Origin of the sequence: Pseudoalteromonas sp. MTN2-4 (assembly GCF_042848605.1) — a bacterium.
Classification (GTDB): Bacteria; Pseudomonadota; Gammaproteobacteria; order Enterobacterales; family Alteromonadaceae; genus Pseudoalteromonas.
Genome location: NZ_BTGK01000011.1, coordinates 47,887 through 60,994, shown reverse-complemented (window position 1 = coordinate 60,994; position 13,108 = coordinate 47,887). Strand labels below are relative to the sequence as shown.

The following is a 13,108-nucleotide window of genomic DNA, read 5'->3' as shown; positions in this document are numbered from 1 at the left end:
TGTTATATTTTCTAAGCCACAACCAGCCAATAACTATATTAAAAGGCCAACTAGAATGAACAACGCTCAATATGACTATCTTATTGTCGGTGCAGGACTATTCGGCGCAGTATTTGCGCGTGAAGCAACAGACAAAGGAAAGAAGGTTTTAGTAATTGATAAACGTGACCACACTGGTGGTAATATTTATTGTGAAAATGTTGAAGGGATTAACGTCCATAAATATGGCGCTCACATTTTCCACACCAGCAACCAAGAAGTCTGGGATTACGTAAACCGCTATGTATCTTTCAACCACTATGTAAACTCGCCAGTTGCTCGCTTCGAAGACAAGCTCTATAACTTGCCTTTTAATATGAATACATTTTATCAACTATGGGGCGTGACTACTCCACAACAAGCAAAAGATAGAATTGCGCAAGAGCGTGCACCTTATGCCGATTTAGATCCTAAGAATTTAGAAGAACAAGCGTTGTTTTTAGGTGGTCGAGACCTATATGAAAAACTCATTAAAGGCTATACCGAAAAGCAATGGGGTCGACCTGCCACTGAGATACCGTCTTTCATCATTAAGCGTTTACCGTTCCGTTTTACTTTTGATAACAACTACTTCAACGACCTATACCAAGGCATTCCAATCGGTGGCTATAATGCGCTTACAGATGCACTACTTGAGGGTGTAGAAGTGCAAACGGGTGTTAACTATTTTGATAACAAAGATGCCTATAACCAGTTAGCCGACAAAGTACTATACACGGGTAAGATTGACGAATTCTTTGACTGTCAGTTTGGTGCGCTTGAATATCGTAGTCTGCATTTTGAAACTGAAGTGTTAGATGAAGAAAACTACCAAGGTAATGCCGTCGTTAACTACACTGAACGCGATGTGCCTTATACGCGTATCCTTGAACATAAACACTTCGAGTTTGGCAACCAAGAAAAAACAGTGGTTACCAAAGAGTATCCGCATGAATTTAGTAAAGATAACGAACCTTACTACCCAATCAATGACGACACTAACAATGCCTTGTTAGCCCGTTATCAAGAACTTGCATTAACTGCACCATATGCTGACAAGTTTATCTTTGGTGGTCGCTTAGCGAACTACAAGTATTACGATATGGATGACACCATTGAAGCGGCACTTGCATTAACGAGCAAGGAGCTTAGCTAGTCCTATGAGTAATAAAGTATATATCGCGCGTAATTACCGCTCTAAGTTTGACGCTGCAGGCAAAGCCAAAATGGACTGTGAAACTATTTTAGAAAACAATGGCTGGCAGAATATTGGCTTCAAACAAACTTGGATCTCAAATTCTATTCTGGGCACTTTGATCAGTGCTCTTGGTGTGACTTGGGCTATTTTACGTATGAAATCGGGCAGCACAGTATGCCTACAATACCCGTTTAACAAGTTTTACGGATATTGCTTGTGGGGCGCCAAACTCAAAAACAGCAAAGTACTGACATTGGTGCATGACCTAAAAAGCCTAAAAGGTAAATATGGTCATTCAGACAAAGAAGTTGAGCTTCTAAAAAAATCTGATCAGCTTATCGTTCATAACGATAAAATGGGCGCTTGGTTCAAAGAGCATAACTTCACTGCTGACATCACAAATATCGAAGCATTTGATTACCTTCACACCGACAACCCAAATGCCAAACGCACGCCTACAAACTATGAGCAATTACGTATTGTTTTCGCAGGCAACATGGGGCCTTTCATTTTTGAACTTGATGACCTCGAGCGTGGCAACTTCAAATTTGATTTATACGGCGTCGGCTTTGACGAGAAAAAAGTCAAAAACGTCAATGACACCATCTTAGACTATAAGGGCTGCTTCCCTTCTAATGAAGTTATCGATCATATTGATGGAGATTTTGGCTTAGTTTGGTACGGCAACACCCTGGATTCATGTGATGGCGTAACAGGCCAGTACTTGAAATATAATAACCCACACAAACTGTCACTTTACCTCTTGTGTGATATGCCAATCATCATTTGGGATAAAGCTGCGATGGCCAACTTAGTTGAGCAAGAAGGCATTGGCTTTAGAGTAAAATCTTTACGTGACATCAAACAGCGTCTTGCGGAACTGACGCCAGAGCAAATCGATGAGATGAAGCAAAATGTGCAAAGGGTTAAAGCCGATGTGCAGTCAGGTCAGTTCTTAACAAGCGCATTGCAGCGACTTTCTTAAATTATCTCACTTCAAAGCATCACCTTAAAAAAGCGCAGCTTTATTTTAAAGCTGCGTTTTTTATATCGACTTCTCATCTCGCATAGAGCATTCCAAAGTTTAATCACAAAAAACGATTGAACCAATCAAAACAATCCATTTTATTTAACAACCTAAACCCACTATCTTAGTTACCAAGCAAAGGGGCACAGCAACAGGATGCCCTAAACGTAGTAATTACAAACTAACTAAGAGAGTAAACATTATGACTACTTCATTGATCAACACACAAATCAAACCATTCAATGCAACGGCTTACCACAATGGCGACTTCGTTGAAGTAAGTGAAAAAGACCTACTAGGTAAATGGTCAATCGTATTCTTCTACCCAGCTGACTTCACATTTGTATGTCCGACTGAGCTAGGTGACCTTGCTGACCACTATGCAAAGCTTCAAGACATGGGCGTTGAAGTTTACTCAGTATCAACTGACACGCACTTTACACACAAAGCTTGGCACGATGCGTCAGACACAATTAAGAAAATCCAATTCCCAATGATTGGTGACCCAACAGGTCGTATTACACGCAACTTCGGTGTAATGATTGAAGAAGATGGTTTAGCGCTTCGCGGTACTTTTGTAATCAACCCAGAAGGCGAAATCAAAGTGGTTGAAACACACGACCTAGGTATCGGCCGCGCTGCAAATGAATTAGTCCGTAAAGTACAAGCAGCTCAGTACATTGCGAACCACGACGGCGAAGTATGTCCTGCTTCTTGGCAGCCAGGTGAAGAGACATTAGCACCATCACTAGACCTAGTTGGCAAAATCTAAAAATCCTTCGTCTTTCGAACTGCACCAGCCTTGGCTGCATGCAGCGCGAAATCTCTAGGATATTAATTTAGTTAGTTAAAGGCTGTTACAGCAACAGCCTTTTATTCAACCCTTTACTCTAAGCATGTTAATAGGCGCGTAGGCGGCAAGTAAACAAATTCAATGAGCATAGCAGCGCTATGTGAGTTTATGAGGTTACGAAGCCAACACCCGAGCATATTAAAAAGCGACGAGTAAAAAATAGGACAATCACCATGCTAGACCAAAACATTAAAACGCAATTACAAAGCCACTTTGCTGCCATTACCGATCCTATCGAGCTAGTGCTTGCCCTAGATGACAGCAACAAATCAAGCGAATTAAAAAGCTTAGCAAACGATTTAAGTTCATTAAGCACACACATCACAGTCTCAGAACAAAGTGATGCGACCCGTGCACCGAACATGTCTGTGCGCTCACCCAAGCGCAATACACACATCGATTTTGCAGGCATTCCGATGGGTCATGAGTTTACCTCACTGGTATTGGCACTGTTACAAACAGGTGGACACCCAAGCAAAGCCTCTGAAGAAGAGCTGAGCATTATTGATGGCATTACTGAGCCATTAAACTTTGAAATCTATATATCTCTGAGCTGCCAAACTTGTCCGCAAGTGGTACAAGCACTTAATACTATGGCGGCCAGAAACAGCAACATTAAAGCGACCATGATCGACGGCGCACTGTTTCAAGACGAAGTGAACGCACGCAACATCATGGCTGTACCGAGTGTATTTTTAAACGGTGAGCAATTCTCACAAGGCGCGGTATCGCTGAGCGATATTCTCAATAAGCTAGACACAGGCGCTGCGGCCAAACAAGCCGAGAAGCTCAATGAAAAAGACCCATTTGACGTACTGGTTGTCGGTGGTGGCCCTGCAGGTGCATCAGCAGCCATTTATGCGGCACGAAAAGGTTTAAATACCGGTGTTGTTGCCGAGCGTTTTGGTGGCCAAGTTGCTGATACCCTCGCCATTGAGAACTTTATTTCAGTCAAAGCTACTGAAGGGCCAAAGCTGGTTGCCCAACTTGAAGAGCACGTTAAAGAATACGATGTCGATATTATGAAAGGGCAACGCGCCGCAGGTATTGCTCGTGGTGACTACATCGAAGTCCCCCTTGAATCAGGTGCGACGTTAAAAGCGAAGTCAGTGATCATGGCAACCGGTGCACGCTGGAGAAATATGAATGTACCAGGCGAGCAAGAATACAAAGGCAAAGGCGTTGCTTACTGCCCACACTGCGACGGCCCATTATTTAAAGGTAAACCCGTTGCGGTGATCGGCGGCGGTAACTCAGGTATTGAAGCGGCAATTGACCTTGCAAACATTACCTCGCACGTCACCGTATTAGAGTTTGCCAGCACATTACGTGCCGACGAAGTACTTATTCGCAAAGCCAACAGCTTGCCAAATATCACCATCATCAAGAATGCACAAACCACCGAGGTACTTGGCGATGGTCAACGTGTAACAGGGTTAAGCTACACCGACCGCGTATCGGGCGAGCAGCACCAAGTAGATTTAGCCGGTATTTTTGTACAAATTGGCTTAATCCCTAACAGTGAATTTTTAAAAGAAACCGACGTACAACTTAGCCGCTTTGGTGAAATTGAAGTTGATAAACATGGCGCCACCAGCATGAGCGGTGTGTATGCTGCGGGCGATGTGACTGACTCTGCGTTTAAGCAAATCATTATCGCTATGGGCTCAGGGGCAACCGCCAGCTTAGGGGCTTTTGATTACCTTATTCGCCACAGTGATGAATCACAAACCGAAGCAAGCGCAGCGTAAGTGACAGACATAGCTTCGCCCAAGCAACCAATTTACTCCTAATACTTGCTATTACACCCAGCAAGTCCAAAGTAGCCCTTGAGTTAGATTAAGGGCTACTTTTCTATGTAATTAACCCAAACCTGTCTACTTATTCCGCAGTTGCGCTGCACTTGGCTATACAAGTGTCAGGTCAGAGATTATGCTGTGCGGCCAAATTAAAGATGTTGAGGTGATGTATTATGAGCACGGCTTTTTCTCGTCGTTTTATGGAGCTGGTTGAGCAATTTGCTGGCGGTAACAAACGCCAATTTGCCATTTTAACAGGCAAGTCACCTTCACATATTTATCGTATTTGTCGTGGTTTAAGTCGCCCTTCAATGACCTATCTTGAACATCTTTATAGCCTATTTAGTATCGACTTAAACTGGCTATTAACTGGCGAGCAACCTGTCGATAAGCCGTTTTCATCAAGCCAAGATGAACTCTTAATGGTGCCACAACTCGACGTTGAGGCCAGTGCGGGTTTTGGTAGCATGGGCGGCAGCGAAGATGTCACTGAGCAATTTGCGTTAAATAAACGCTGGTTAAGCTCACAGCTTGGTGTGCACAGTGACCGTTTGGCATTCGTATCTATTCGCGGTGACAGTATGCTGCCAACCCTTGAGCATGGCGACATGGTACTGGTTGATTTAAGCCAACAACAAATCAGTCGTGAAGGTGTGTATGTGATCCAAACCCAAGACGGTTTAATGGCAAAGCGCTTAAAGCAAAAATCAGATCATATTGCTGTGGTTTCAGATAATGATGCCTACCCAAGCTGGCAAATTGATAGCCAGAACGCCGAACAACACGGCGTGGCCGGTCGCATTGTCTGGTGTGGCCGCAGTCTATAACAGTTACTTATCAATACTCGCAGGTGACGTAAGTCACTTGCAAAACCTTTCACGTTACCAAATTGTAAACCAAATCAAATTAGACCACTTCCTACATTCTTTTACCAACCTCCCATTAAGCCTCTATAAATGTTGGTTAAACTGAAAAACACGCCTTGACTTGAAAAATAATCATTAACATTTTATTTGCATTTGACTTGTCAGTACCCATAATCACCACTCGATTAAAAAAACAACAAGGACATCCGTTGTGAAAAAACTCAACCTATTAACAACAAGTTTAGCCATTGCGCTTTCAAGTGCATTTGCAGCCCAAGCACAAAGCGATACCTTGCCATTTATTCCTGAACAGGATACTGCTGAAATCACCCCACAAATTGTTGGGGGTGGTCCTGCGAACACGGCGAACTGGCAGTTCTACACGCAAATCTTGAACTCGAATGGCACAACCGCTTTTTGTGGCGGTAGTTACATTGGAGATGGTTATGTACTGACTGCCGCGCACTGTGTCAGCAGTAAAGCGGCCCGCTTTATTGATGTAAAAGTGGCAGGTTTTAGACTCGGTGGCACAGATGGCGACCGCATTGGCGTTACTGAAAAATACGTGCACCCGCAATATAACCGCAGCACATTGAACTATGACATCGCATTATTAAAACTTGAGCGCACGCCAACACAAGGCCAAGCAGTGCGTCTCGCTTCAGGCTCTCTAAGCCAATACGCCCGCAGCGGTGACTTATTATCTGTTGCCGGGTTAGGCCGTTTATCAGAAGGCGGAAGCCGTCCTTCATTCATTCAAGAAGTCGATGTGCCACTTGTTTCTGATGCTGTCTGTAATCAATCAGGTGGTAACTATGCCAATGTAGGCAGCGTCGCATTTTGTGCAGGCTACCCGCAAGGTCAAAAAGATTCATGTAGTGGTGACAGTGGCGGCCCTATCGTGATCAACCGCGGTGGCGAGATTGTACAACTAGGTACAGTCAGTTGGGGTATAGGCTGTGCGCGTCCAAGTAAATACGGTGTCTATGCCGATGTGGCAGCACTGAGTGGTTGGATCGACGAAATTAAATATGCTGGCGGCGGCTCAAACCTAGTTTATAAGCAAAGCCAAACCTTGGCTGACTTCACATTATATGAAGTTGTTTCGCACCGCTTTAACATCAGCAATACAGGCAGTGAGGCAGCTGCACTTAATGCGGTTACAGTGCGCGGCAGTGGTGTAACAAGTGGTTTGGTTGTGACTTCTGATACGTGTAGCAACCGCACACTGAGCCAGAATGGCAACTGTAGTGTCAATGTTGAATTCACAGCGACTCAGTCTGGTACTGCTAGCGTGACCTTTGAATTTACAGAAGCTGGCAGCAACACTAATCACGCAGGAGCTATTTCTGCAAAAGCAGCTGACATTCCTGTATGTGCAGGCTCTTGGGATGCCAATACCGTTTATCGTAAGCCTGACCGTGTAACATACAACGGTAAAGTGTACGAAGCAAAGTGGTGGACGCTAGATGAAAAGCCAGGCTCTTCACAAGTTTGGAAGCTAATCGGTAATGATCCGAGCTGTAAGTAATAGTAAGCCGAGGGGAGTGTGCTCCCCTTTTGATATAAAACCAAGTTAAACCTACTGACAAATAAGGAAAGAACATGTCTAGAATCACCAAACTCATTGCCGCTGCTAGCTTAAGTTTTATCGCCACAGCGTCTCTTGCAGTTGTTGCTGCAACGCCTTGCTCAAGTAATTGCAGTGCATGGGCTAAGCAACAACAACTGTCATTTTGTGCCCGTGTAGGTGGCGGCTCAGCTTGTGCATCAAGCCAAGGTCTCTACAACCACCTGCTACAGCAATGTAAGCAAGGTCAGTGTCAGGGTGTTTAATTAGAGCACTTTGAGCAGTCAATTAAGGCGTAAGTGCATACATTCACGCCTTAATTTTTTATAGTTAGCCGGTTAATGTCTGATTGTGGCGTTAAACTCTGAGTAAATAGCAGTACTTGTGTTGTCTCATCAAAGACAAACGGAGCTGCTTTACTAAAACTTGATTTAGGCAATCGCAATAACTTTTCAGTGGTTTTACTATTTAGATCGTAAGCATGAATAAAGTTATAGTCGTCGCCCAAGTGCTTATAGAAGACCTTTTCTGGCGTCGCTAGCCACGCATATCGGGTATTAAATTGCGCTTTTGCAATTAACAACGCCGGCTTCTCACTTTGCTTTATCCATAAACCTTTACCATTAACAAACAACAGTTCATGTTCAGAAATATACTGTCCGGATCGGGCTGGTTTAGTTAACAGAGCTGAAAGTGCCATAGTTTCAACATTTAAACGAAAAAGTTGCCATCCTTCATCCGTCGATTGACGAATAACAATATCTTGTCCGTTACCATGCCAAAACGGTCGGCCTATTTTGCCAAAAGATAAATCAAGGCGGCGTAATTGCTTCAAAGCATAATCGAACACATAGAGCTTATCGTGGCCATCGGCCTCATCTGAACTCACGACGAGTAGTTTATCACCTTGCAGAGACCAACTTGGGTAGCGTAAGTTACGATGTAGCTGAGTGATTTGCTCTCGGCCTGTGCCATCTAAGTTCGCTAGCCATAGCTCATAATGCCCAGACTCATTTGATAAAAATGCCAGCTTGTCATGCGCACGCGATAAAGACGGGTACTGGTTTGAATAGTGAGATTCAATCAGCGGCGACGGCATTGAAATAACGTCACTTTGGGTAGTAAAACTGGCAATGAAATAGTTTTCGCGACGCTTTTGATAATACAGATTGCCTTGATCATCAAACTGCGGATAACTGAATCCTCGCGGCGATAATTTTGTCTGCGACTTGGTTTCGAGATCTATAATGTAACCGCGACGTTTATCTGCTGTTTGAGCCCCATAAACTAAGTACTGCCCACTGGGGTGAAAGCTCATACCAACGATATCAGCATGGCTTGAATCCAATACTTGAAACTGCTTTTTATCAATATGATACAGGCTCAGGCGCTCCTCTGAGGTACTCTTTCGCTGCGTGATCGCCAAGTACTGCCCATCAGGTGAGAAGGCCACATCTCGATCTCGCAGTTTACACCCTGCATCACAGCTCAAGCGTTCGGGTGAAGCATCTCTTTGGGTTAGGTCGAGTAAGTAAATGCCATCTTGCGAAGCCAACGGCGCCCTACCATTAAACGCCAACGTTTTACCGTCCGGGCTGATCGCAATGTAGTTGTAGCCTGAGTCTGTCGGACAACTGGTTAAAACCAACTGCTCTAAGTCAGCTAAAGAAAGCCGAACAATTTCACACGCTTGGCTATTCTTCTGAGCAAAATATAAATATTGCTGATCGGGGCTCCAGACTGCTTTCCAAGGTCTTTTATCTGAAAAGGTCAGCTGCTTAATAGGTACGTTGGGGTGGGTTAAATCTTTTAAATAAAGCTGACTGTCTTGCCCCTGCTGCCAAATAAACGCTAACTGTTTACCGTCTGGTGAGGGACTGGGGCGCAACTCACTGCCTGGCATTTTCGTGATTTCATCTATTTGAGAGGCTGACTTTGCAGGCGCTTCAATGGGAGACTTCAAGAAGGACCAAGCCACTAAAACCATCATTATGCACACTAAGCCAAAAGCAACTTGATATTTGTAAGACTTTTTCTCAATCAGTGACACTGGTTTAATTGTTTCTGAGGATAAGCTAAGGGGCTCAGGTGTTAGTGTCAGCTTGTAGCCCTTTTTACGGATCGTTTCAACAACATCAAGGGGCGCACTTGGATGAGCAAACAATTGTCTAAGCTGCCAAATTGTATTGGTGAGGGCTTTTTCACCAATTATTTCATTACCTTGCCATACCCCTTCAATCAGCTCATTGCGACTCACAACTTCAGGGTATCGTTGTACTAGAACTTGTAATAGCTCCATCACTTTCGGTTGAGCCGCTACCTTTTCGCCATTCAGCACCACCAAGTGTTCATCAATAAACACCTGATACGGACCCAACTGAAACGACTTTTCATACTGCATGTTCTTCGCTCTACTTAACCACTCTACTTGCAACCGCTACTTTTTATTCATATTTATTCAGTGCGGGCGAATAGTTTTATCTTACCTTATTTATAAAAAACAGGGAGTAGCTATAGTTATTTAATTGCAACAAATAATTTTACTTAACAATTCACAAGATTTTGAAAAGTAACAAAAAGATATAAAAAAGAGATAAATCGGATGTTCCCGAGGTTGAGTTAGATTGGCAATTTATCAAGTCTCATGTGTCCTTGATTATCAAGGCACAAGAAACACAACACAAAAATAGACATCACTTTAACAAGTTAACTCATCAAAACGGGAACAACCATGAACAAAAAGCAACTTTGCGTTGCCGTGCAAGCCGCCCTATTTGGTGCCGTATTCAGCACCAATGCACAGCAAAATGATTTAGATGCCGTAAAAGTAAAACAAAACCAAACGACAATAGAACAAGAAGAAGAGAAAGTTGAGAAAATTGTCGTCACCGGTTCACGTATTAAACGAGATAGTTTTAGTGTCGCCACACCACTAGTGACTATGAATAAAGATGCAATTTCAGATACTGGCTTAGGCTCACTGTCTGAAATTCTCGTCGATAATATTCCTTCAATTAATGCCTCTATCAGTAACACCACCAGCCAATCGAGTGTAGCGTCGACGGGTATCTCGTCTATCAGCCTGCGTGGCTTAGGCTCTGACCGAACACTGACCTTAATCGATGGTCGCCGCGTCGTATCAAACAGTTACAGCGGTAACGTGGTCAGCCTAAGTACTATTCCAAGTGGTATGGTGCAACGCATTGAGGTTATCAGTGGCGGTGCATCAGCAACCTATGGTGCCGATGCAGTTGCTGGTGTTGTAAATATCATCACACAAACTGACAAAGAAGGGGCAACATTTAAGGCGCGTACTGGTGAGTCATTTGATGGCGGCGGCAAAGAGTTCACGCTAGATTTTGATTTTGGTAGTGCTTTTGATGATGGCCGTGGTTATGCCTTTGTCAGTGCAAACTGGGATCGACAATTTGGTATGAGCTTCTTCGATCGCGAACGCGCTCAAATTGAAGATGCATACCGCTACAGTGAAAGCGAAATGTGTAACCAGATGCAGACCGCAACAGGTTACCAGTGTATGCGTGACATCACTCAGGCTGATTGGGTAAGTAAGAGTGACGGCATTCCAGGTGGCGTATTCTTAGAAAACTCGAAAAACGACAAACAATTCTGGTATGACGGTCAAACATTACGAGACGACTGGAAAGACAACGAAGAGGTTTACGGCATCAATACGCGCCAATATGTGATGTTAAAAGTGCCAAACGACAGCTTTTCTATCGCAGGTAAAGTTGATTATGAACTAACAGATGACGTGAGTTTTTATGGTCAGATTCAACTCAGTATCGACGAATCATTTAACGACAAGTCACCTGAAGACGAATACGAAGGTGCCAGCCAGACTATTTATGACCCTGAAACAGGAGAACGCTTAGGTCGTATCAAACCAGGTTATATTCCGCTAGATAATCCATTTGTTCCACAGGCTATTTTGGATAGCGAGCCATACAAAGATCGTATTTATTGGGACCGACGCTTCAATGAAGTGGGTAATATTGCCACCGATAACACACGTACAACAATACGTTCATGGGCGGGCCTGAAAGGTACTGCATTCGACGGAGAGTGGGACTGGGATGTATCAGTCGGTCTTGGTAAATTCCACCAAGAGCAATTGCGTTATAACGAACTCGATGTTCGCAAACTAAGCCACGCCTTGAATGCAGAAAAGCTCGCTGATGGTACCATTCAATGCAAAGACGAAGCCGCTCGTGCAGCAGGCTGTGTGCCAATCAACCTGTTTGGTGAAGGCTCTATCACCCCAGAAATGGCTGATTGGATCCGCGTAAACCCAGAAATCAACACCTATATTGACCAAACCAACATTGTTGGTTACATGACAGGTGAGCTATTCGAGCTACCAGCCGGTGCCGTGTCAGCAGTATTTGGTGGTGAATACCGTAAAGATAAGCAAGACTTACAAACCAGTATTGGTATGCGTGAAGGCGGCATTACCTTTAACGTTGTGCCGCAGTTCGAAGGCTCAATCGATGTCTACGAGAGCTTTGCTGAATTTGATGTGCCACTACTTAAAGATGCACCTCTAGCGAAAAGCCTTTCTCTTGAAACCTCGCTACGTTTAGCAAAATACAGCATAGATGCTGTGGGCACTGTGCCTAGCTATAAGTTAGGCATTTTGTGGCAACCTATTGAAGATCTTACTATTCGTACTAACTTTGCCCGTGCACAACGTGCTCCAACTATCACGGAGTTGATGTCTCCTGCTCGCGGTGACTACGACAGCTTTACCGACATTTGTGAGGGCTTAACGGCAACCTCGACCAATGCGGGACATGATAAGTGTCGTCAAGACCCTGTATTCTCAGCTTTACTCGCTGAAGATCCAGATTTTGAGTTTGACCCAAGTTCAGGCAGTAAATACTCACCAAATGCGGGTAATGCCAACCTCAGAGAAGAAACGGCTGACACCTTTACATTTGGCTTTACTATGGCGCCAAGTGCCATCGAAGACTTACAAATTGCCGTCGATTATTATGACATCGCCATTGAAGGGGCTATCTCGGTTATCTCTAATGAGCGCATCTTACAGGAGTGTTACGATTCAAGTGCCGCATTTGGTAGCAGTAACCCATTCTGTAACGAAATCAGCCGTGATGATGAAGGTAACATTACCGAAATCGTGCAACGCGAAGATAACTTAGACGAAGTCAGCAGCCGCGGCATCGATGTCGCAATCGAATACAAATATGACTTTGAAAGTTTAGGTCGACTATCTTTTAAAGCGGACTATAACCATATTCTCGAAAACTCAACCACTTATCTCGGTTTAGATGGCCTCGAGACCGATGATTATGCAGGGTATGGCAGTTCAAAAGACAAGTTATCAGCCTCAGTAGTCTGGCGATTAGATGAGTGGCGCGTACGTTATGCGGTTAAATATTTAGGATCATTCACAGATAGCCTAAGCCGAGAAAGAGAGTACACCGCTGCACTAGAGCGAAATGCTGAGCGTTGTGCATCAACTGAAGAAGACAATGGCTGTATCGCAAGCCCTGAAGCACTGGCATATCACAAATATGGCAGCTATATGCGTCATGATGTATCTCTATCATATAATACAGACCTGGCAGCTGACGTAGAGCTACGCGTGTTTGGTGGTATTAATAATCTGTTGGATGACAAAGGTGACTTCATGCCGAGCGGTCGTGGTAACTTCTACAGCCGCTATGGCACAGGTATGGGGCGCTTTGGTTATCTAGGCGCAGAAATTAAGTTTTAATTTTTAGCTTTAGAGAAAC

The 13,108-nt window shown here is 44.0% G+C and carries 9 protein-coding genes; 8 read left to right on the top strand and 1 reads right to left on the bottom strand.

Annotation, left to right across the window (positions count from 1 at the left end):
• Positions 1-55 precede the first annotated feature (55 nt).
• The 7 genes from glf to ACGHEH_RS19270 all read left to right on the top strand — a co-directional run bounded on the left by glf (position 56) and on the right by ACGHEH_RS19270 (position 7,597).
• The gene (gene glf / locus ACGHEH_RS19300) at positions 56-1,174 is read left to right on the top strand and encodes a UDP-galactopyranose mutase (protein ID WP_058028446.1); all 1,119 of its coding nucleotides are present in this window, start codon (positions 56-58) and stop codon (positions 1,172-1,174) included.
• Between the two features lie 4 nt (positions 1,175-1,178).
• Entirely contained in the window at positions 1,179-2,201 is a 1,023-nt protein-coding gene (locus ACGHEH_RS19295) for a hypothetical protein (protein ID WP_390448721.1), read from the top strand.
• Positions 2,202-2,445: 244 nt separating this feature from the next.
• Positions 2,446-3,015: an alkyl hydroperoxide reductase subunit C gene (ahpC, locus tag ACGHEH_RS19290; RefSeq protein ID WP_130257033.1), complete on the top strand. Its 570-nt coding sequence runs from the start codon at positions 2,446-2,448 to the stop codon at positions 3,013-3,015.
• 254 nt (positions 3,016-3,269) lie between these two features.
• The gene (gene ahpF, locus ACGHEH_RS19285) at positions 3,270-4,847 is read left to right on the top strand and encodes an alkyl hydroperoxide reductase subunit F (RefSeq protein ID WP_390448718.1); all 1,578 of its coding nucleotides are present in this window, start codon (positions 3,270-3,272) and stop codon (positions 4,845-4,847) included.
• Positions 4,848-5,068: 221 nt separating this feature from the next.
• Positions 5,069-5,722, top strand: coding sequence for an XRE family transcriptional regulator (locus tag ACGHEH_RS19280; protein ID WP_390448716.1), 654 nt, complete (start codon positions 5,069-5,071; stop codon positions 5,720-5,722).
• Between the two features lie 250 nt (positions 5,723-5,972).
• The gene (locus ACGHEH_RS19275; protein WP_390448713.1) at positions 5,973-7,292 is read left to right on the top strand and encodes a trypsin-like serine protease; all 1,320 of its coding nucleotides are present in this window, start codon (positions 5,973-5,975) and stop codon (positions 7,290-7,292) included.
• 74 nt (positions 7,293-7,366) lie between these two features.
• The gene (locus tag ACGHEH_RS19270) at positions 7,367-7,597 is read left to right on the top strand and encodes a hypothetical protein (RefSeq protein WP_390448710.1); all 231 of its coding nucleotides are present in this window, start codon (positions 7,367-7,369) and stop codon (positions 7,595-7,597) included.
• A gap of 50 nt (positions 7,598-7,647) precedes the next feature.
• Here the strand turns inward: ACGHEH_RS19270 and ACGHEH_RS19265 are convergent, their stop codons facing one another.
• Positions 7,648-9,732, bottom strand: a complete 2,085-nt coding sequence (locus ACGHEH_RS19265) for a winged helix-turn-helix domain-containing protein (protein WP_390448707.1) — start codon at positions 9,730-9,732, stop codon at positions 7,648-7,650.
• 330 nt (positions 9,733-10,062) lie between these two features.
• On the opposite strand from ACGHEH_RS19265, the gene ACGHEH_RS19260 reads away from it, so the two are divergent.
• Positions 10,063-13,089, top strand: coding sequence for a TonB-dependent receptor plug domain-containing protein (locus ACGHEH_RS19260; protein WP_390448704.1), 3,027 nt, complete (start codon positions 10,063-10,065; stop codon positions 13,087-13,089).
• Positions 13,090-13,108 lie beyond the last annotated feature (19 nt).

Bases quoted from the DNA above. Each gene is read 5' to 3' on its own strand.
- glf (WP_058028446.1), top strand. From the start codon at position 56: ATGAACAACGCTCAATATGACTATCTTATTGTCGGTGCAGGACTATTC.
- ACGHEH_RS19295 (WP_390448721.1), top strand. From the start codon at position 1,179: ATGAGTAATAAAGTATATATCGCGCGTAATTACCGCTCTAAGTTTGAC.
- ahpC (WP_130257033.1), top strand. From the start codon at position 2,446: ATGACTACTTCATTGATCAACACACAAATCAAACCATTCAATGCAACG.
- ahpF (WP_390448718.1), top strand. From the start codon at position 3,270: ATGCTAGACCAAAACATTAAAACGCAATTACAAAGCCACTTTGCTGCC.
- ACGHEH_RS19280 (WP_390448716.1), top strand. From the start codon at position 5,069: ATGAGCACGGCTTTTTCTCGTCGTTTTATGGAGCTGGTTGAGCAATTT.
- ACGHEH_RS19270 (WP_390448710.1), top strand. From the start codon at position 7,367: ATGTCTAGAATCACCAAACTCATTGCCGCTGCTAGCTTAAGTTTTATC.
- ACGHEH_RS19265 (WP_390448707.1), bottom strand. From the start codon at position 9,732: ATGCAGTATGAAAAGTCGTTTCAGTTGGGTCCGTATCAGGTGTTTATT.
- ACGHEH_RS19260 (WP_390448704.1), top strand. From the start codon at position 10,063: ATGAACAAAAAGCAACTTTGCGTTGCCGTGCAAGCCGCCCTATTTGGT.